We start from the raw sequence: 19,451 nt of genomic DNA on the forward strand, positions 1-19,451 counted from the left end.
AACCACCTCGTCACACAGGTCAGGCAGCCCTGTCAGCAGGGCCGCCGGGGAACGTCAGCGGTCTTCAGTTCCACAGACCGATCTTTTCCAGCTCCTGCTTGAAGTTCTCGCGGGTGATCAGCGTCACCTCGTCCATCGCTGTGTACTTCGGTGGTTCCTTGCCGGTGGTGACCCACTCGAACATCATGCTCGCAGTGTTGTAACCCTCGATGTGCGGGCTGGGCAGCATGGAGCCGAAGAAGCCGCTGTTGGCTTTCTTCAGTTCGCCGATGGCGTCGGTGCCGTTGATGCCGATACCGATGACGTTAGCGGCGGCAAAGCCGGCGCTTTCGGTGGCGCGCACGCCGCCGAGCACGGTGTTGTCGTTCATGCCGCCGATGATCAGGTTTTTCGCGCCGCTGGGCAGTTTCACCAGTGCCGAGTTGGTGGCGTCCATGCTGCCGGGTACGTCGAGGGTCTTGAGGGCGGCGAACAGAATGTGGTCGTCCGGAATACCCGCAGCCTTCAGGGATTTGACCGAACCGTCGGTGCGTTTTTTGCCGGTGTCGAGTTCGTTGTAGGTGTTGATCACCGCGTAGGTATCTTTCCAGTCCCAACCGCGTTTTTTCGCTTCAGTGGCCATGGCACTGCCCTGCTTCTCGCCCACTTCGAAGGCGGCCATGCCCAGGTAAGGCACGTCCTCCATGAAGTTGCCCTTGGCATCCACAAAGCGGTCATCCACGGCGATCACTTTCAAGCCATTGGCTTTGGCCTTGGCCATGATGGCCGGGCCCAGTGACACGTCCGGCGGGCAAATCACAAAGCCCTTGGCGCCGTTGGCCGCGAGGCTGTCGATAGCCGAGAGGGTTTTCTCGCCGTCGGGCACGGCGATCTTGATCACTTCAAAGCCCTTGTCCTTGCCGGCTTTTTCGGCGAAGGCCCATTCGGTCTGGAACCAGGGCTCTTCGGCCTGCTTGACCAGAAAGCCGATTTTTACTGGCTCTGCTGCCAGTAACAGGCTGCTCAGGCTGACGGCCGACACCGCCACAGCGGCGCAGCACAGGGAACGGATACCACGACGACGATTCATAGGGTGACTCCTTGTTGTTGTTTTTGAATGCGTTAAACAGCGGTAAAGCCAGTGGGTTATCCCGCAAAGCGGTGACAGGTTTTCCCCGGCACATCGACCTCGATCGCCAGCACCGCGCCGTCCAGCGGGTGATTCAGCGGGCTGGCGGCACTGGTGATGTACAAGGTCTTGAGGTCGGGGCCCGCGAACACGCAACTGGTGGGACGGCTGACCGGCAACTCGATCACCCGGTCGACTTCGCCGCCCGGCGTCAGCCGCAGCAGGCAACCGCCGTCCCAGCGGGCATTCCAGATATAGCCTTCGGCGTCCATGGCCGAGCCGTCCGGGCCACCACGAGCGTGAGGCCCGAACCAGACGTGCGCGGGTTCAAGCTGACCATCGTCGGTGATCGCGTGCCGATACAACGTGCCGTCCAGGCTGTCGCCGAAATGCACGTGGGTGGCGGCGTCGTTCCAGAGCAAGGTGTTGGGGATGCCCAGGCCTTGCAGCAACGGCGTGACCTGCCCGTCGGCATCGACCCGGAACAGGCCGCCGGAACGCCGCAGCACCGGCAAATCTTCACCGTTCTCGCCGATGTTGTTCTGCATGGTGCCCAGCCACAGCCGGCCCTGGGCATCGCAACGGGCTTCGTTGGCACGGTTGCCCGGTTGCGGGTCGGCGACGCAGAGCAAGGTCAGGCGGGGATCGCTCGGCGCCGAATCGAGGTCGAGGCGATACACGCCACTGCTCAGGGTTACCAGCGCATCACCGCTGGCACACGGGATAAATGCCGAGACGGGCTCAGGCAGTTGCCAGGTGTGCAGTTGCCCGTCTTTCAGGCGTAACGCCTGCTGGCCGATGATATCCACCCAATACAGCGCCTGGCCCTGCTCGTCCCAGAACGGGCCTTCGCCCAGCCGAGCGCGGTGCGGTGTGACGGCATTCCACGACATGAAACCTCCTGCTTTCTTGTTGTTTTCAGGTGGTACGGGTCACAGCGCGTCGCGCGACGGCTGCCCATCTACCAGACGCTGAATGCGCAACGGGTTGGCATTCTTCAGCGCGTCGGGGAGCAGGCTATCAGGGTAATTCTGAAAGCACACAGGTCGCAGGAAACGCTCGATCGCCAGGGTGCCCACCGAGGTGCCGCGAGCATCGGAAGTCGCCGGATAAGGCCCGCCGTGGACCATCGCGTCACACACCTCGACGCCGGTGGGATAACCGTTGAGCAGGATGCGCCCGACCTTTTGTTCCAGCAGCGGCGTCAACTCGCCGAACTGGGTGAAATCCGCCGGCTCGCCAATGATTGTTGCCGTCAGTTGGCCGTGCAGGCCGTGCAACGCGGCACTCAGTTGCGCCTGGTCGGCGACTTCCACGAACACTGTGGTGGGGCCGAACACTTCTTCTTGCAGCACTTCATCGCCGTTGATCAGCAGGCTGGCATCCGCTTTGAACAGTTGTGGCTGCGCCTGATTGCCGGTTTGCGCCTGGCCCGCCAGGTGCTCAATGCCAGAATGGGCCAGCAGCGTATGCAGGCCTTTGCCGTAGCTGCTCAAGGTGCCGGCATTGAGCATGGTTTGCGCCGGCTGGTCGCCGATCAGTTGGGCGACCTGTTGGATGAATGCGCTGAACGGTGGCGATGCAATCCCGATCACCAGGCCCGGGTTCGTGCAGAACTGGCCACACCCTTGCACCACCGAGGCGACCAGGTCGCGGGCGATGCTGTCTGCCCGGGCTTGCAGCGCCTGGGGCAACAGGATGACCGGGTTGATGCTGGACATCTCGGCGAACACCGGGATCGGTTGCGGACGTGCCGCCGCCATATCACACAGGGCGCGGCCACCCTTGAGCGAGCCGGTGAAACCCACGGCCCGGATTGCCGGGTGCTTGACCAGTGCTTCACCCACACCGCCACCGAAGATCATATTGAACACGCCGTCGGGCATCCCGGTGCTCTGCGCCGCCCGCATGATCGCATCGGCGACCCGCTCGGCAGTGGCCATGTGGCCGCTGTGGGCCTTGAACACCACCGGGCAGCCGGCCGCCAGCGCGGCGGCGGTGTCGCCACCGGCAGTGGAAAAGGCCAAGGGGAAATTACTCGCCCCAAACACCGCGACCGGCCCGAGACCGATGCGGTACTGGCGCAAATCCGGGCGTGGCAAAGGCTGGCGATCCGGCAGCGCCTGATCGATCCGCGCACCGTAGAAATCACCGCGCCGCAGCACCTTGGCGAACAACCGCATCTGGCCGCTGGTACGGCCGCGCTCGCCCTGGATACGCCCGGCGGGCAACGCCGTTTCGCGGCAGACCAAGGCGACGAAGTCATCGCCAAGCACGTCCAGTTCGTCGGCTATCGCCTCCAGGAACGACGCGCGATGCTGCGCGCTAAGGCTGCGATAGGCCGGGTAAGCCGCCGCCGCGGCGTTGGCTGCCGCATCGACTTCCTGCGCCGTCGCCTGGTAGAAATCATAGGGGAACGCTTCGCCGGTAGTGGCGTCGACGCTTTGCAGCGTGACGCTGCCGGTGGCGCTGCGCTGGCCGCCGATGTAGTTGTGGCCGTAAATCCGGGTCATGCCTGTCTCCTTTAAAGAGTGCCTACGCCGCCGGGTGCAACGACCCCTTCGACCTTGGTAATGCCGTTGATCAAGGGCGCGCCGAATTCGGCCTGGCTGATTTCGAACACATCGCCTGGCTGGGTACGAATGCCGTCGGCAAACGACAGGGTTGCCGTGCCGAAGAAGTGAATATGCACGTCCCCGGGCCGCAGGAACTGGCTGTATTTGAAATGGTGGTATTCAAGGTTTTCGAGGCTGTGGCACATGTTGGCTTCGCCACTGAGGAATTCGTTCTGCCACAGCACCTCGCCGTTGCGCAGGATGCGGCTGGTGCCCGCCAGGTGCCTGGGCAGTTCACCCATGCGCAACTCGGGGCCATAGCTGCAACTGCGCAGTTTGGAGTGGGCCAGGTACAGGTAATTCTTGCGCTCCATCACGTGATCGGAAAACTCATTGCCCACCGCGTAGCCCAGGCGATACGGCTTGCCGTCGTGACCAATTACATACAGCCCGGCGATTTCCGGCTCTTCGCCGGCGTCTTCGGCAAACGCCGGCCACGGGAACGGCTGGCCCGGGCTCACCACGATGCTGCCGTCGCCCTTGTAGAACCACTCGGGCTGCACACCGGCTTGGCCAGAGGCGGGTTTGCCGCCCTCCACGCCCCATTTGAAGATGCGCATGGTATCGGTCATCGTGCTCTCGTCACCGGCCTGCTGGTGCATCTTGTCCCGCGCCGACGCGCTGCCCAGGTGGGTCAGGCCGGTACCGCTGACCAGCGTGTGCGCCGGGTCGGGGTGATCCAGCGGGGGCAAGACCCGCTTATCGGCCAGCAGTTCGGCGTAGTCGTGGCTGGCGGCCAGGCCCAGATGCTCTATTTGCTGTTGCAAGGTGACACCGGCCTCGATGGCGGCGAGTGCCAGGTCGCGCACCGTGCGTGCCGATTGCACTTCGCGCACCTGCCCACCCTCGACCACGCCTACCCGGCGTTCGCCGTTGCTCAATTCAAACTGCACTAAACCCATGAGTCTTCTCCTGATTGCCAATTAAGTACGCGTGGCGCCACGGGCGCTGGCGGCGAACTGGTCGGGCGGCAGCACGTGTTTGCGCTCCAGCAGCCGGTAGACCACGCCCGTCAGCACTACCCCGAACAGCATCACGCAGGCCAGGAAGTACAGGCCCGACGCGAGGTTGCCGGTGTACTCCTTGAGTGCGCCAATCACGAATGGCCCGATGTAGCCGCCGAGGTTGCCCACCGAGTTGATCAAGGCGATACCCGCCGCCGCACTCGCGCCGGCAAAGAAACGTCCCGGCAAGGTCCAGAACACCGCCGTGCAAGAGAACAGCGCGAACGCCACCAGGCACAGCGCTGCCAGTTGCCACAGCGGCACCGTCAGCCAGGCGCTGAAGAACAGGCCGATGGCCCCCAGCACGTAAAGCACCGCGAGGTGGCCGTAGCGATCATTCAGGCGGTCGGAACTGCGGGGCACAATCAGCAAGCCGATGATCCCGAAGATGTAGGGCACTGCCGACACGAAGCCGGTGGTCAGGTCGCTGCCGCCGAACTGTTTGATCAAGGTCGGCAGCCACAGGCCCAGGCCATAAATGCTCAAGGTCACCGGCAGGTAGAACAGCGCCAGCAGCAAGACACGTTTGTCCTTCAGGGCATGCAGCGGGTTGCCGTGCCGGGTCTGGCCGTAGGCTTGCAGGTCTTTGGCCAGTTCACCGGTGAGCCAGTCCTTCTCGGCCTGGTCCATCCATTTGACCTGTTGCGGCCCGTCCGGCAGGTAACGCAGCACCGGCCAGGTCAGCAGGATCGCCGGGGTGCCGATGACAATGAACAACCACTGCCAGCCGTGCAGGCCGAGGATCCCGTCCATGCCGAGCAAGCCGCCCGCCACCGGGCCGGTGATCATCATGGCGATGGGCTGGGACAGGATGAACAGCCCGAGGATCTTGCCGCGGTGGCGCACCGGGAACCATTGGGTGATGTAGTAGAGGACGCCCGGGAAGAACCCGGCTTCGGCGGCGCCCAGCAGAAAGCGCATCACATAGAAACTGTGGGGGCCCTGGACGAATGCCATGCCGATGGTGATGGCGCCCCAAGTGACCATGATCCGCGCGAACCAGCGCCGCGCGCCGAAACGGTCGAGCATCAGGTTGCTGGGGATTTCCAGAAGGAAGTAGCCAATAAAGAACAGCCCTGCCCCCAGGCCATACGCGGCATCACCGATGCCGACATCCGCGCCCATGTGCAATTTGGCGAAGCCCACGGCCGAGCGGTCCACGTAGGCAATCAGGTACAGCAAGATCAAGAAGGGAATCAGTTTCAGCGTGATGCGACGTATCAGCCGCTGTTCCTGGCTCATGTGAGCAGTCTCCGATTGTTATTTTTATAGAGCGTTGCGGGTCGCCTCTCGCGAAAATCCGCCAGGGCCAGGCCTCGTTGAATCGGACTATATAGTATTACTATTTAATCAACAATACTTCCAAAGCGTCGAATTTGCGCCTATGTTAAGCCGGGATTAGATCAATATAGTCTTACAATAAGAGAGTCGACCATGTCCGAGAAAAAGCCCGTCCTGCGCTCCGCCAGTTGGTTTGGTACCGCCGATAAAAACGGCTTCATGTACCGCAGCTGGATGAAAAATCAGGGGATTGCCGATCATCAGTTCCATGGCAAACCGATCATCGGGATCTGCAACACCTGGTCGGAACTGACCCCCTGCAACGCGCATTTCCGCCAGATTGCCGAGCACGTGAAACGTGGGGTGATTGAAGCGGGCGGGTTTCCGGTGGAGTTTCCGGTGTTCTCCAACGGCGAATCGAACCTGCGCCCCACCGCCATGCTCACCCGCAACCTGGCCAGCATGGACGTGGAGGAAGCCATTCGCGGCAACCCCATCGATGGCGTGGTGCTGCTGACCGGTTGTGACAAGACCACCCCGGCGCTGCTGATGGGCGCTGCCAGTTGCGACGTGCCAGCGATCGTCGTCACCGGCGGGCCTATGCTCAACGGCAAGCACAAGGGTCAGGACATTGGCTCGGGCACCGTGGTGTGGCAGCTCAGCGAACAGGTCAAGGCGGGCACCATAACCCTCGACGATTTCCTCGCGGCCGAAGGCGGCATGTCGCGCTCGGCAGGTACGTGCAACACCATGGGCACCGCTTCGACCATGGCTTGCATGGCCGAAGCCCTGGGCACTTCCCTGCCCCACAACGCAGCGATTCCGGCGGTGGATGCGCGGCGTTATGTACTGGCGCACATGTCGGGCATGCGCGCAGTAGAGATGGTGCGTGAAGACTTGAAGCTGTCGAAGATCCTGACCAAGGAGGCCTTCGAAAACGCGATCCGCGTCAACGCGGCCATTGGCGGCTCGACCAACGCGGTGATTCACCTGAAAGCCATCGCCGGGCGTATCGGTGTCGAGCTCGACCTGGACGACTGGACCCGCATGGGCCGCGGCATGCCGACCATCGTCGACCTGCAACCGTCCGGGCGCTTCCTGATGGAAGAGTTCTACTACGCCGGCGGCCTGCCGGCGGTGCTGCGCCGCCTCGGTGAAGCCAACCTGATCCCGCATCCGAACGCCTTGACCGTCAACGGCAAGTCCCTGGGCGAAAACACCCGGGAAGCGCCGATCTACGGCCAGGACGAAGTGATCCGTACCCTCGACAACCCGATTCGCGCCGACGGCGGCATTTGTGTGCTGCGGGGCAACCTCGCGCCACTGGGTGCGGTACTCAAGCCATCGGCTGCCAGCCCCGAGCTGATGCAGCACCGCGGGCGTGCCGTGGTGTTCGAGAACTTCGACATGTACAAGGAACGCATCAACGACCCGGAGCTGGACGTGGATGCCAACTCGATCCTGGTGATGAAAAACTGCGGGCCCAAGGGTTACCCGGGCATGGCGGAAGTCGGCAACATGGGCTTGCCGGCCAAACTGCTGGCCCAGGGTGTGACCGACATGGTGCGGATTTCCGATGCGCGCATGAGCGGCACGGCCTACGGCACCGTGGTGCTGCACGTGGCACCGGAAGCGGCCGCCGGCGGCCCATTGGCCACGGTCAAGGAAGGCGACTGGATCGAACTCGATTGCGCCAATGGCCGCCTGCACCTGGACATTCCGGACGCCGAACTGGCGGCGCGCATGGCCGACCTTGCGCCGCCTCAACAGCTGATTGTCGGGGGCTACCGTCAGTTGTACATCGACCACGTGCTGCAGGCAGACCAGGGCTGCGACTTCGACTTCCTGGTGGGCTGCCGCGGCGCTGAAGTGCCGCGTCATTCCCACTAATTGGGACAGGAGCAATGCTATGATGCCGCGTATTTCGCCAGAGTAGCCTCCCTGTTATGGATCAGCAGCCGACCAAGCCGCGCAAGAGCATGCACGCCCAAATCGTTCAGGACTTGGGCATGCACATCGTTTCCGGACGCTTCAAGCCGGAAGAACGACTGCCCATGGAGGCGACCTTGTGCGAGGAATACAAGGTCAGCCGGTCGGTGTTGCGTGAGGCCACGCGGGTACTGAGCGCCAAGGGCCTGGTCATTTCCAAGCCCAAGGTCGGCGCCGTGGTACGCCCGCGGGTGCAATGGCACCTGCTGGACCCGGACGTACTGTCCTGGCTGATGCAGTCGACACCCCACAGCGAGTTTTTCAATACCCTGGCCGGTGTACGCCGCATCCTGGAGCCGGAAATCGCCGCCATGGCTGCTTCCACCGCTACCGATGCCGATATTGCCGTCATCGAAAAGGCCTACCTGGGCATGGAAACCGCCCAGACCCACGACGCGCTGTTGCAGGCCGACCTGGACTTCCACCGGGCGATTGCCGATGCGACCCGCAACGACTTGCTGGCCTACATGTGCAACATGCTGTCGTTGCCACTTCGCGAGTCCATCAACATCACCAACCGTCGCCCCGACATCCAGGGCCTCAGCCTGCCCCGGCACAAAGCGATTCTCACGGCGATCAAGAACCGTGACGCCCTTGGCGCGCGGCATGCTTCCCTGGTGCAACTGGACGATACCCGAGTGGCGCTGGATACCGTGATGAATGTACTGACGCCGCTGTAGCGCACGGCAACCCACCGTCAAGATCGAGGCCGCCCTTGGATTACTTCGCTGCGTTAACCGCCTTTGTCGAAGCCGCCGAGGGCAATAACTTCTCCCGCGCCGCCGACCGGCTTGGCATCAAGGCCTCCACGGTTTCACGCTACGTGAAGGACCTGGAACAGGACCTTGGCATCGCCTTGTTCAACCGCTCTACGCGCACGCTGCACCTGACTGAAGGTGGCCAGACGTTCCTGATGCACGCACGCCGGGTGCTGGATGAACTGGAACAAGCCAAGGCCGCCACCTCCGCATTGAACGAGCAGCCACGGGGCGTGCTCAAGCTCAACCTGCCGCCCGCCTTTGCCCGTCACCATATCCTCCCCACGTTGAATGCCTTCCTGGTCCGCTACCCGCAGATCAAGCTGGAACTGATGCTGGATGACACTCACGTCAACCTGATTCATGCCGGCGCGGACCTGGCGATCCGCATTGGAACCCTGGCCGATTCCACCTTGAAGGCACGCAAGATTTGCGATGAGCGCTATCGGCTGGTGGCCAGCCCGGGGTTGTGCCAGGAGCATCCGGCGCCGTCCGCCCCTTCGGAACTCGCAGCGCTGCCGGTGATTCTGGGGCGGGATGTCGCGGCGGATGTTGCTTTTGCCAACGGGCATGAAGTGTCGCCGTTGGTGCATAAAGACGCTATCCGCATCAACGACCTCGACGCACAGCTGATCGCCGCACAACAAGGCCTTGGGTTTGCCTTGCTGCCCGACTGGCTGGTGGCCAAGAGCATTGAAGCCGGCGAGCTGGTGGTGTGGTTGCCGGAGTGGACTATCCGGATCGCCGGCCGCGAATCGGCGGTGTGGTTCGTTTATCCACCCAAGCGCATCGTGTCTTCCAAGGTGCGGTGCTTTATCGACTTTATCGTCGAGCAACTGGGCGAAACACCGCACTGGAAACGTCTCAACTGAAGCGGATATCCAGCGACCGCAGGTAGGTTTGGAGCCCGGCGTCCTGGATCGGAATCAGGAACGCTTCGGTGTCGGACTCGTTGAAGTGAGCATGCCAATAGCCTGGAGGCGTGACGAAGGCCAACCCCGGCGACCAGTCAACCCGCACCGGATTGCGGATTTGGCCATCGGCTTCCAGCTCGGTGCCCACCAGCGAGTAGCAACCCTTGGGGCAATCGATGATGAAATCCAGCGCAATCGACTGGTGCCGATGAGGCTTTTGAATCGACCCGGCCGGCAGGATGCCGTACATCGCCCACAGCACATGGGTCACGGTTCGGGTCTGCGGGAAGTTGCGATTGCCCAGCAGGATACTGATACGGCTGCGATCCTGGGCGCGGGGATCATCGGCGGCTTCACGCAGCTTTGCATTGGCCAGTTCTGCGGGATACAGCGTCGGCACGAAGCGATCGGCACTGCGGGTCACGCCCAGGTAACGCAACAGCGGCTCATCGTGCACGTAGTACAGGCGCGCATCCTCAGATGCACTGAACTGCGCCTGCAGCAGGCCCGGCAGCGCAATGAAGCAGCCTTTGGACCATTCGATGTGATGCTCGCCCTGGAGCACACTGCCCTGCCCCGCAATCACATAAAACACCTGTGAGGTGGCATTGGGTTGCAACTCCAGCGTGTCGCCTGCGTTCAGGCGAATGAAGTTCGCACACAGCCCCGGCCCGGTCGCCGGGCCTTCGCAACCCAGTGCATCACTGAGGTCCAGCGGGACCACCCGGGACGGGCCGCTGTCATACAGCGAGGCCGGGAAGCTGTGGTAGGGAATGCGGGGAATCAGGTTGGCGCTGATGGGGTTGGCGGCTTTGCTGTATTCGAAGTACTCGGCGTCGAGCAGGTGCAGTGGCTGGGTATCGGTCACATCAGGCTTGAATTCGCTGTTCATTATGATCACCTCAATCTACGGCTGGATTTCGCAACGGCCCGTGGGAGGTTGCGGCGGTGAAAGAACTATAGGCATTCAGCGGCGGTGGATTAATCCCTTATGCTGCACAGCAGTTATGCGAAATGGGGCAGGTACGAGTCCGTCTCCGTGTACTGATAGTTTGATCAAGCCAACTATCAAAGTGCCACTTTATAAATTAGTTAAATATATCTACATTATCGCCCATAAAAAATCCGCCGCAGAGACTGCGGCGGCAAACCAAAGGATTTTGTCGAAGCAGAGCGGCTAAGACACTGTCAAAACTACAGCAGCGTGCGCTAGAGCCTAGTGAATTTTAATTAATCTAGTTTAATCAACCCTTCATTGGCTCTTAACTTTGATCCGACTAAAAAACCATCGCGCAAAGGTCTGCGCTGCCATCCAGGGAGGTGTCGGCTCCTTTCACACAGCGAACGCTGATCAAGGTTAATGGGATTTGAGTAACCAGTTTGATTGTGGACTATCCCTTCACGCTTCTGTAATACCCGATGCGCCGGCCCGCTTCTTGCCCGGTCGGCGCGCGGCTTCGACCTGATCACGGCGCATTTGCAGATACCACTGTTTTTTTAGCGCTTCCCCCTCACGCTTGTAGTTGAACATTTCCGCATGATGAAGGTTCACCAACTCCAGGATTTTCCTGGGGATATCGGCGATTGAAGGGACCTGATATGTCAGAAAGGCATCGCCTAGTTGTTTTGCCAGGACATTCAACTGAATGGACTGTGCACCCTCCGAGGCTGTTGAAGTGACTAAGGCGCTGTTCAATATAATTGTAGGAATGACCAGGATCGCGCATTTACGCTCGCCGCTGAAATCGGGGTAGCCGGATTCGAATTGGTAAAGTACATAAATATAGAAGTCTGCCCACCTGCGTTTAAGGTTGTTGGCGATGTAATGTTCGCCGCTGATGGTGGCCATCCAGCCGGCTTTCTCCGCAAGCGGTAGCGCTGTGCACACAGTACCGGCAAGAACGTGCTGCCGCAGGCCGACAAAGTCTTCATCGACGACCTTGGTCTTAACTTCCAGGGCCCAGCCATTCCAGATGGATCGGCAAAACAGTTCTGTGTCCTGGCTAAAAGGGTCATCTGTGACGCCGCATCGATCGAAAATCGGCTGTGGAAAGCACACATAGATATCCGAGACGTCCGTTTCGCCATTGTCTTCACTATGGCTGTCAAAAATAGGGTTGTTCAGATAACACGCTGGCCGCTCATTGGTAGCGGGATCAAATAGGTGATGGTGTGCACATGGGTTTCTTTCTTCGAAGGCCTTGAACGCAGAAATCACGAATGATTCGAATACCCTTCCTACCCAGCCTGGATTGTTTCGCAGAATACGAACCAGCCTATCTCCAATCAACATTCATAACCCCTAAAAAACCGTTAACCCCAATCACCCGTTAGCAAGTGCCTCGAGGTAAGTCGACCGCCAGGACGTAAACTTTAGTTTTTTGGAGGTGGTCCATTTAAACTGGCGGCACTTTTCCATTTATGTAGAGAACCCCATGGCCAACCACGACCTCGCCTTCACCCCCGACCTCGACCCGGATTCCATCTCCTCCGACGTCATCGGCTTCAACGGCATCCTCGTCTCTACGCAAATCCCCACCCGCGCCGACGGCAGCCTGGAGCTGGGCGACATCACCCTGCAAAGCGAATGTACCCTGCAAGCCCTCAAGGTGGCCCTGGAGCGCGCCGGCAGCTCGATTGACCGGGTCATGCACTTGACCATTTACCTGACCGACATGGCCGACCGCGCTGCGTTCAACGAAGTCTACAAACGTTATTTCGCCAAGCCTTGGCCAGTCCGTGCAGCGGTGGGCGTGGCAGCCCTGGCCGTGGAAGGCATGCGGGTTGAAGTCACGGCGATGGCCGCCAAGGCCTGAGCCAAACGCTCTATATCACCCCACTGTGATCAAATGTGGGAGCTGTCGAGCCCCAGCGAGGCTGCGATGGGATCGCCTCGGTGTCACTGATACACCGCGGTGTCTGCATTGCGGGCAAGCCCGGCTCCCACACGAGCGGCATGGTAGATGTCGATAGCGCATTTCGCAGCTACAATGCCCGCCTCCGTGACAAGCCTGACTAAAAAAACTATGTCCTTGCCCAAGCATCACCTGGAATTGCTCAGCCCTGCGCGCGATGTCGCCATCGCCCGCGAGGCCATCTTGCATGGCGCCGATGCCGTGTACATAGGCGGCCCGAGTTTCGGCGCACGCCATAACGCCTGCAATGACGTGAGCGATATCGCGCAGTTGGTGGAGTTCGCCCGGCGCTACCACGCGCGGGTGTTCACCACCATCAACACGATCCTGCACGACAATGAGCTGGAGCCGGCGCGCAAGCTGATCCACGAGCTTTACGATGCCGGTGTCGACGCGCTGATCGTCCAGGACCTGGGGGTGATGGAGCTGGATATTCCGCCCATCGAGCTGCACGCCAGCACCCAGACCGACATCCGCACCCTGGGCCGGGCCAAATTCCTTGACCAGGCCGGGTTCTCGCAACTGGTGTTGGCCCGTGAGCTGAACCTGCAAGAGATCCGTGCGATTGCCGATGAGACCGATGCCGCCATCGAGTTCTTCATCCACGGCGCGTTGTGCGTGGCCTTCTCCGGCCAGTGCAACATCTCCCACGCCCAGAATGGCCGCAGCGCCAACCGCGGCGATTGCTCCCAGGCCTGCCGCCTGCCCTACACCCTGAAAGATGACCAGGGCCGCGTAGTTGCCTTTGAAAAGCACCTGTTGTCGATGAAAGACAACAACCAGAGCGCGAACCTGCGCGCCCTGGTGGATGCCGGCGTGCGTTCGTTCAAGATCGAAGGCCGCTACAAGGACATGGGCTATGTGAAGAACATCACCGCCTATTACCGTCAGCGCCTCGACGAGATTCTTGAAGACCGTCCGGACCTGGCCCGCGCGTCCAGCGGCCGCACCGCGCATTTCTTCCTGCCGGACCCGGAAAAGACTTTCCACCGTGGCAGCACCGACTACTTCGTCACCGACCGCAAGGTCGACATCGGCGCCTTCGACACTCCGACCTTTACCGGCCTGCCGGTGGGTGTGGTGGAAAAAGCCGGCAAGCGTGACTTGCAAGTGGTCACCCATGAGCCGCTGTCCAATGGCGACGGCCTCAATGTGCTGATCAAGCGTGAAGTGGTGGGTTTCCGCGCCAACATCGCAGAAGCTAAAGGTGAGTTCGAAGAAGACGGCGAGAAGCGCTACCGCTACCGCGTCGAGCCCAATGAGATGCCGGCCGGCTTGCACCAACTGCGGCCGAACCATCCGTTGAACCGTAACCTGGACCATAACTGGCAGCAGGCGCTGCTCAAGACTTCCGCCGAGCGCCGCATCGGCGTGTCGTGGGCGGCTCGCCTGCAGGAAGACCGCCTGGAGCTGACCGTCACCAGCGAAGAAGGCATCAGCGCCAGCGCTGCCCTGCCCGGCCCGTTTGGCGTGGCCAACAAGCCGGAACAGGCCCTGGAAACCCTGCGCGACCTGCTGGGTCAACTGGGCACCACCCAGTACCACGCCACCGCGATCAAGCTGGATGCACCGCAGGCGTTCTTCATCCCGAACTCGCAGCTCAAGGCCTTGCGCCGTGAAGTGATCGAGGCGCTGACCGAGGCGCGTATCCAGGCTCATCCTCGGGGCGGCCGCAAGGCGGAAACCACGCCGCCGCCGGTGTACCCGGAATCGCACCTGTCGTTCCTGGCCAACGTCTACAACCAGAAGGCCCGCGACTTCTATCACCGCCATGGCGTGCAACTGATCGACGCGGCGTATGAAGCCCACGAAGAAACCGGCGAAGTGCCGGTGATGATCACCAAGCACTGCCTGCGTTTCTCGTTCAACCTGTGCCCTAAACAGGCCAAGGGTGTGACGGGGGTGAAGACCAAAGTCGCGCCGATGCAACTGATCCACGGCGATGAAGTGCTGACGCTGAAGTTCGACTGCAAGCCTTGCGAGATGCATGTGATTGGCAAGATCAAGGGCCACATCCTCGGCCTGCCGCAACCGGGCAGCGTGGTGGGTTATATCAGCCCGGACGACCTGCTCAAGACCATCCCGCGCGGCGCACACTGAGTCGCCGGTGAGCGTCATGCTACGGCGTGACGCTCACCGCTGTTTTCGAGCGCCACCACCAACCCCGCTGCAACCCCGCCGCTGCAATCAAAATCGCCGCCACGCCCAGCCATTGCATCCAGCCCAGGCGATGCCCAAAGGCAATCCAGTCGACAAAGATTGCCGCAATCGGGTAGATAAATGACAACGCCCCGGTGATTGCCGTCGGCAACTTCTGGATCGCGCCATACAGCAACACATACATCAAGCCGGTATGCACCACGCCCAAGGTCAGCAATGCCGCCCAAGCATCTATCGAGGCAGACAGGCTGTGCCACTGCATCAGCGGTGCCAGCAGCAAGGCTCCCGTGGTCACCTGGATCAACGCCATCAAATGCGGCGGCACTTCCTTCAAGCGCTTGATGATCAGCGCCGCAATCGCATACAAAAACGCCGCGCCCAGGGCCAATGCCACACCCACCAGGTAATCGTCCCCGGTGTTTTGCTGACTGCCATGGGCGGTGACAATCGCCAGCATTCCAACGAAAGCTACGCTCAACCAGGCAAGCTTTTGCACGGTGATCTTCTCCCCCAGGAACACCGCGGCCAGCATTACCAGCATAAACGGCTGGACGTTATACACTGCCGTACTGATGGAGATTGAAGCCTTGGCGTAGGACTCGAACAGCAGCAACCAATTGCCCACAATCGCCACGCCGCTGAGCATCGCCAGCCCGAGCTTGGTGTAGCTCAGCAAGTCCATGCGCAGGTAGCCCAGCAACCCGCACACCACCAGCAGCGTCAGCGCGCCGATCACGCAGCGCCAAAACACCACTTCGACCACCGATACACCCGACACCAGCACGAACCAGCCGATGGTGCCGGAGATGAGCATGGCGGCGACCATTTCCCATGAACCGCGACGTATGGATTTGTCCATGATTGAGCTCCTCAAGTGAGGCTCAATTATGGCAATCTGGCTTGTAGTGACTCCAGATTCTAAATAAGGCGAACCTTGAATTTTGCCTATTCTTATTAGGCAAACCCCAGGCATTACTTTCGGAGCGAGCATGATTGACAGCATTGACCAGCAACTGATCGCCGCGCTGATGGACGATTCGCGCCTGTCCCTCAAGGCCTTGGCGGGCATCACCGGCCTCTCCTCCCCCAGCGTCGGCGAACGGCTGCGGCGCCTGGAAGAGCGTGGGGTATTGAAAAGCTACACCGTGGACATCGACCCCAAGCATTTCGGCTATTTGCTGCAAGCCATCGTGCGCATTCGCCCGCTGCCCGGGAAACTGCAGGAAGTGGAGCGCCAGATCCAGGCGATCCCCGAGTTCACCGAATGCGACAAGGTGACCGGCGATGACTGCTTCATCGCACGCCTGCATGTGCGCACCATGGACCAACTCGACACGCTGCTGGATAAGCTCAACGCGTACGCCGAAACCAACACCGCCATCGTCAAGAAAACCCCGGTAAAACGCCGGTTGCCACCACTGAGTGATTCATGATTTTGAGTCACTGATGCAGTGACGGGATCGCTATTCTGTCAACGCGGAGCGGTGTTTATGCTTGATCCACCCATTGAAACAACAGGCGTAAACACCATGTATGTCATCACCGGAATCACAGGCAAAGTCGGCGGCGCCCTCGCGCGCTTTCTCCTCAACGATCGTCAACCCGTGCGGGCAGTCATTCGCGATGCCAGCAAAGGCGCCGAATGGGCCGCCCTCGGATGCGAGGTCGCCATCGCCAATATGGACGACGCCGCCGCCCTCACCGCAGCGTTCAAGGGCGCCACCGGCGTGTTCATCCTGCCGCCTTCGGATTTCGACCCGGAGCTCGGCTTCCCCGAGGCGCGCAAGGTGATTGCCGCCGTTGCCCAAGCCATCGAGGCGGCGGCCCCACAAAAAGTAGTGTGCCTGTCGACCATTGGCGCCCAGGCCGAACACCTGAACCTGCTGACCCAACGCACCTTGATGGAACAGGCGCTGAGCGCGTTGAGCGTGCCGGTGACCTTCCTGCGCCCAGGCTGGTTTATGGAAAACGCCGCCTACGACGTAGCCACGGCTCGTGAGCACGGAGTGATCTACAGCTTCCTGCAACCGCTGGATAAGACCGTACCGATGATCGCCACCGCCGACGTCGGCCGCCTCGCTGCGCAACTGCTGCAGCAACATTGGAGCGGGCGTCGGGTAGTTGAGCTGGAAGGCCAGTGGGTCAGCCCGAACGACATCGCACGCACCTTGACCGAAGTGCTTGGTCGCGGTGTGACTGCGCAGGTGGTGCCTCGTGATACGTGGGAGCCGATGTTTCGTGAGCAAGGCGCGCAGAATCCAATGCCGCGCATGCGCATGATTGATGGGTTTAACGAAGGTTGGATCTGTTTTGAGCAGGCGGACGTGGTCAAGGGTGAGACCACGTTGCTCAAGGTGCTGCGCGAACTGGCTGCAAAAGCTTGATGCCATGGCCTGCAAGCCAGCTCAGTGATTGGGTACATATCCGTTATTTAGGTAACGGCCACTTAGGGTTCCGCTCTTACAGCGGGTCACTTTTGAAAAGCGCAAAAGTAACCAAAACGCTCTGCCCCGCCTGTCGGCACCTCGCTTAGGCTCGGTGTGCCCTCACTCCGGCATTGCTCCGCGGGCCGCCGCGACGGGCCATCCATGGCCCGGCGCGGCTAAACCGGCGTCCTGCCGGTTTACCCGCTCCGCAATACCTGCGTTCGGCCTCGGGCTGAATGGGGCAGTCAGATCAAGATCAAAAGCAAGAGCACAGCGGCCTACCGGCCGGCTTGAGTGTTAAGAGCGAAAGCAGGGCTGCTTTCCTGTAGGAGCGAGCTTGCTCGCGAAAAACCTGAGAACGCCGCGTTGAATCAGGATGCCCGCGTCATCGTTAACGACCTTCGCCAGCAAGCCCGCTCCCACATTTGGACCGTGCCCGCTTTAGCTTCTGATTTTGCTGTTGCTGTTGCTTCACCACACTCAAGCCGGCCGGTAGGCCGCTGTGCCCTTGATCTGCTGTTGATCTTGACCTTAGGCGCCCCGTTAAACCACGCTGGCCGAACGCAGGCTTTGGAGCGTGGGTAACCCGGCAGGACGCCGGGTTAGCCGCGATGGGCCAAGGATGGCCCATCGCGGCGGCCCACGCTCCAAAGCCGGAGTGAGGGAACTCCGAGCCTAAGCGAGGAGCCGAGTGGTGGGGCAAGAGCGTTTTGCTTACTTTTGCGCTCTTCAAAAGTGAGCCGCTGTAAGAGCGGAACCCATATCAGCCGTTACCCAAATAACGGATATACACCCAAAACTCCCCTAATCGTGCAAAGCCTTAGCCGCCCCCAACAACCCCCGAAACTTGCGATAACGCGCCTGCAACACACCTGCCTGAGCACCATCCGGAAAAAACCGTTGCTTCACCGGCATCCCCACCTGCAACAACTCCCCACCCTGCCCACTCGCCAAAAACCCCAACTTCGCCGCACCAATACACGCCCCCAACTCACTGCCATGCAACGTATAGATCTCCCGCCCAAGAATATTGGCCAACAACTGCGCCCAATACTCACTGCGCGCCCCACCACCCACCAACGCACAAGCCCCCACCGAGGCCCCGGCCGACTGCACCGCATTCAGCGCATCCAACAGCCCGAACCCAACCCCTTCCATCACCGCATAACCCAACATAGCCGGCGTGCAATCATGCCCCAGGTTCATAAACCCACCCCGCAACAACGGGTCGTTATGGGGCGTACGCTCCCCCGCCAAATACGGCAAAAACAACGGATTGGAAACCGCCACAACCTGCCCCGTAGGCAACTCGGCCTGCACCCGATCCAGCAACGCCTGCTCATCAACCGACCCCGTCAGCCGGGTCACCCACCGCAGACAACTGGCCCCGGCCAACATCGCCCCCATGGTGTACCAACGCCCAGGCAACGCATGACAAAAACTATGCACCGCACTCGACGGATTCCCCGCCGAGTGATCAGTAATCGCCACGATGGCCGCACTCGTACCCAACGTGATAAACGCATCACCTGCATTCACCGCCCCAATGCCCACCGCAGCCACCGGGTTGTCCCCGCCACCGCCGGCAATCACCAGGCCCTCAGCCAAGCCGAGGCGCACCGCCGCAACAGCATTCAAACGAGCACTAACCGCCCCGCCTTCCACCAGCCGTGGCATCTGCGCCAACCGCAACCCCGTCGCCCGCAGCATCGGCTCAAACCACTCCCGATTAGCCACATCCAGCCACAACGTCCCGGCACCATCAGACACATCACTCACCCGCTCGCCACTGAGCCGCAAGCGCAGGTAATCCTTGGGCGACAACACACAATCAATCGCCCCAAACACCGCCGGCTCATGCTCCTGCAACCACAACAGCTTCGGCGCGGTAAGCCCAGCCATCGGCAAACTGCCAGTGACCTCGGCAAACTCGCTGCCCAGCGCCTCGGCCTGGGCCATGGCACGCGAATCGTCCCAGAGAATCGCCGGATACAACACCCGATCGTCCTCTCCCAACAGCACGGCCCCGTGCATCTGCCCAGACAAACCAATGCAACTCACCCGGTCATAAACCTCCGGCTGACCCACGCGCAACCGGTCCAGCGCGCTGAGACACGCCTGCCACCAATCCTCAGGATCCTGCTCCGACCAGCCACTGTGCAAACGCGATATCGTCAAGTGCGCACCGGCATGGGCAAGCACGTTGCCTTGCTCGTCCATCAAGATCGCCTTGAGTTCCGAGGTGCCAAGATCAATGCCAAGGGAAACCGGGTTGTTCATA

At 61.0% G+C, this 19,451-nt stretch carries 16 protein-coding genes; 7 read left to right on the top strand and 9 right to left on the bottom strand.

The annotated features are described in order from the left end of the window. Window positions 1-64: 64 nt before the first annotated feature. From AU074_RS03205 to AU074_RS03225, 5 genes are read right to left on the bottom strand one after another with little or no spacing between them, the layout of a single operon-like run. Window positions 65-1,069: a substrate-binding domain-containing protein gene (locus AU074_RS03205; RefSeq protein ID WP_076013465.1), complete on the bottom strand. Its 1,005-nt coding sequence runs from the start codon at window positions 1,067-1,069 to the stop codon at window positions 65-67. A gap of 56 nt (window positions 1,070-1,125) precedes the next feature. Continuing rightward, on the bottom strand, window positions 1,126-2,001 hold the full coding sequence (locus tag AU074_RS03210) for an SMP-30/gluconolactonase/LRE family protein (protein WP_076013466.1): 876 nt from the start codon (window positions 1,999-2,001) through the stop codon (window positions 1,126-1,128). A gap of 39 nt (window positions 2,002-2,040) precedes the next feature. Continuing rightward, a complete protein-coding gene (locus AU074_RS03215) occupies window positions 2,041-3,621 on the bottom strand; it encodes an aldehyde dehydrogenase (NADP(+)) (RefSeq protein WP_076013467.1) in 1,581 nt (526 codons plus the stop codon). A gap of 11 nt (window positions 3,622-3,632) precedes the next feature. Further along, on the bottom strand, window positions 3,633-4,625 hold the full coding sequence (araD1, locus tag AU074_RS03220; RefSeq protein WP_076013468.1) for an AraD1 family protein: 993 nt from the start codon (window positions 4,623-4,625) through the stop codon (window positions 3,633-3,635). A gap of 21 nt (window positions 4,626-4,646) precedes the next feature. After that, on the bottom strand, window positions 4,647-5,969 hold the full coding sequence (locus tag AU074_RS03225; RefSeq protein WP_076013469.1) for an MFS transporter: 1,323 nt from the start codon (window positions 5,967-5,969) through the stop codon (window positions 4,647-4,649). A gap of 192 nt (window positions 5,970-6,161) precedes the next feature. Between AU074_RS03225 and AU074_RS03230 the strand changes: the two genes are divergently transcribed. The 3 genes from AU074_RS03230 to AU074_RS03240 are packed head-to-tail and all read left to right on the top strand — an operon-like array spanning window position 6,162 to window position 9,627. Then, window positions 6,162-7,898, top strand: coding sequence for an IlvD/Edd family dehydratase (locus tag AU074_RS03230; RefSeq protein ID WP_017480274.1), 1,737 nt, complete (start codon window positions 6,162-6,164; stop codon window positions 7,896-7,898). A gap of 56 nt (window positions 7,899-7,954) precedes the next feature. Beyond that, a complete protein-coding gene (locus AU074_RS03235) occupies window positions 7,955-8,677 on the top strand; it encodes a FadR/GntR family transcriptional regulator (protein ID WP_076013470.1) in 723 nt (240 codons plus the stop codon). A gap of 35 nt (window positions 8,678-8,712) precedes the next feature. After that, window positions 8,713-9,627 (top strand): LysR family transcriptional regulator, encoded by a 915-nt coding sequence (locus AU074_RS03240; RefSeq protein WP_076013471.1) that lies wholly within the window; start codon window positions 8,713-8,715, stop codon window positions 9,625-9,627. Here AU074_RS03240 and AU074_RS03245 read toward each other — a convergent pair. Together AU074_RS03245 and AU074_RS03250 are read right to left on the bottom strand one after the other, a co-directional pair. Further along, window positions 9,620-10,561 carry a cupin gene (locus AU074_RS03245; protein ID WP_076013472.1) on the bottom strand — a complete coding sequence of 314 codons (942 nt, stop codon included), beginning with the start codon at window positions 10,559-10,561 and terminating at the stop codon, window positions 9,620-9,622. The two genes, AU074_RS03240 and AU074_RS03245, sit on opposite strands and share 8 nt — an antisense overlap. Window positions 10,562-11,068: 507 nt before the next feature. After that, a complete protein-coding gene (locus tag AU074_RS03250) occupies window positions 11,069-11,962 on the bottom strand; it encodes a hypothetical protein (RefSeq protein ID WP_076013473.1) in 894 nt (297 codons plus the stop codon). 142 nt (window positions 11,963-12,104) lie between these two features. On the opposite strand from AU074_RS03250, the gene AU074_RS03255 reads away from it, so the two are divergent. Continuing rightward, entirely contained in the window at window positions 12,105-12,485 is a 381-nt protein-coding gene (locus tag AU074_RS03255) for a RidA family protein (RefSeq protein WP_010170818.1), read from the top strand. A 210-nt stretch (window positions 12,486-12,695) separates the two neighbouring features. Then, entirely contained in the window at window positions 12,696-14,684 is a 1,989-nt protein-coding gene (locus AU074_RS03260; RefSeq protein WP_076013474.1) for a U32 family peptidase, read from the top strand. 19 nt (window positions 14,685-14,703) lie between these two features. Here the strand turns inward: AU074_RS03260 and AU074_RS03265 are convergent, their stop codons facing one another. Next, entirely contained in the window at window positions 14,704-15,603 is a 900-nt protein-coding gene (locus AU074_RS03265) for a DMT family transporter (protein ID WP_076013475.1), read from the bottom strand. Window positions 15,604-15,733: 130 nt separating this feature from the next. Between AU074_RS03265 and AU074_RS03270 the strand changes: the two genes are divergently transcribed. Both AU074_RS03270 and AU074_RS03275 read left to right on the top strand, forming a co-directional pair. Further along, a complete protein-coding gene (locus AU074_RS03270) occupies window positions 15,734-16,177 on the top strand; it encodes an Lrp/AsnC family transcriptional regulator (RefSeq protein ID WP_076013476.1) in 444 nt (147 codons plus the stop codon). Window positions 16,178-16,273: 96 nt separating this feature from the next. Then, window positions 16,274-17,128, top strand: coding sequence for an NmrA family NAD(P)-binding protein (locus tag AU074_RS03275; protein ID WP_076013477.1), 855 nt, complete (start codon window positions 16,274-16,276; stop codon window positions 17,126-17,128). A gap of 846 nt (window positions 17,129-17,974) precedes the next feature. Here the strand turns inward: AU074_RS03275 and xylB are convergent. Further along, entirely contained in the window at window positions 17,975-19,450 is a 1,476-nt protein-coding gene (gene xylB, locus AU074_RS03285; RefSeq protein WP_076013478.1) for a xylulokinase, read from the bottom strand. Window position 19,451: the final 1 nt, after the last annotated feature.

Origin of the sequence: Pseudomonas sp. ATCC PTA-122608 (assembly GCF_001952855.1) — a bacterium.
Classification (GTDB): domain Bacteria; phylum Pseudomonadota; class Gammaproteobacteria; order Pseudomonadales; family Pseudomonadaceae; genus Aquipseudomonas.

What these genes read in the sequence shown, in the direction of transcription:
- AU074_RS03205 (WP_076013465.1), bottom strand. Translation starts at nt 1,069, where the DNA reads ATGAATCGTCGTCGTGGTATCCGTTCCCTGTGCTGCGCCGCTGTGGCG.
- AU074_RS03210 (WP_076013466.1), bottom strand. Translation starts at nt 2,001, where the DNA reads ATGTCGTGGAATGCCGTCACACCGCACCGCGCTCGGCTGGGCGAAGGC.
- AU074_RS03215 (WP_076013467.1), bottom strand. Translation starts at nt 3,621, where the DNA reads ATGACCCGGATTTACGGCCACAACTACATCGGCGGCCAGCGCAGCGCC.
- araD1 (WP_076013468.1), bottom strand. Translation starts at nt 4,625, where the DNA reads ATGGGTTTAGTGCAGTTTGAATTGAGCAACGGCGAACGCCGGGTAGGC.
- AU074_RS03225 (WP_076013469.1), bottom strand. Translation starts at nt 5,969, where the DNA reads ATGAGCCAGGAACAGCGGCTGATACGTCGCATCACGCTGAAACTGATT.
- AU074_RS03230 (WP_017480274.1), top strand. Translation starts at nt 6,162, where the DNA reads ATGTCCGAGAAAAAGCCCGTCCTGCGCTCCGCCAGTTGGTTTGGTACC.
- AU074_RS03235 (WP_076013470.1), top strand. Translation starts at nt 7,955, where the DNA reads ATGGATCAGCAGCCGACCAAGCCGCGCAAGAGCATGCACGCCCAAATC.
- AU074_RS03245 (WP_076013472.1), bottom strand. Translation starts at nt 10,561, where the DNA reads ATGAACAGCGAATTCAAGCCTGATGTGACCGATACCCAGCCACTGCAC.
- AU074_RS03250 (WP_076013473.1), bottom strand. Translation starts at nt 11,962, where the DNA reads ATGTTGATTGGAGATAGGCTGGTTCGTATTCTGCGAAACAATCCAGGC.
- AU074_RS03255 (WP_010170818.1), top strand. Translation starts at nt 12,105, where the DNA reads ATGGCCAACCACGACCTCGCCTTCACCCCCGACCTCGACCCGGATTCC.
- AU074_RS03260 (WP_076013474.1), top strand. Translation starts at nt 12,696, where the DNA reads ATGTCCTTGCCCAAGCATCACCTGGAATTGCTCAGCCCTGCGCGCGAT.
- AU074_RS03265 (WP_076013475.1), bottom strand. Translation starts at nt 15,603, where the DNA reads ATGGACAAATCCATACGTCGCGGTTCATGGGAAATGGTCGCCGCCATG.
- AU074_RS03270 (WP_076013476.1), top strand. Translation starts at nt 15,734, where the DNA reads ATGATTGACAGCATTGACCAGCAACTGATCGCCGCGCTGATGGACGAT.
- AU074_RS03275 (WP_076013477.1), top strand. Translation starts at nt 16,274, where the DNA reads ATGTATGTCATCACCGGAATCACAGGCAAAGTCGGCGGCGCCCTCGCG.
- xylB (WP_076013478.1), bottom strand. Translation starts at nt 19,450, where the DNA reads ATGAACAACCCGGTTTCCCTTGGCATTGATCTTGGCACCTCGGAACTC.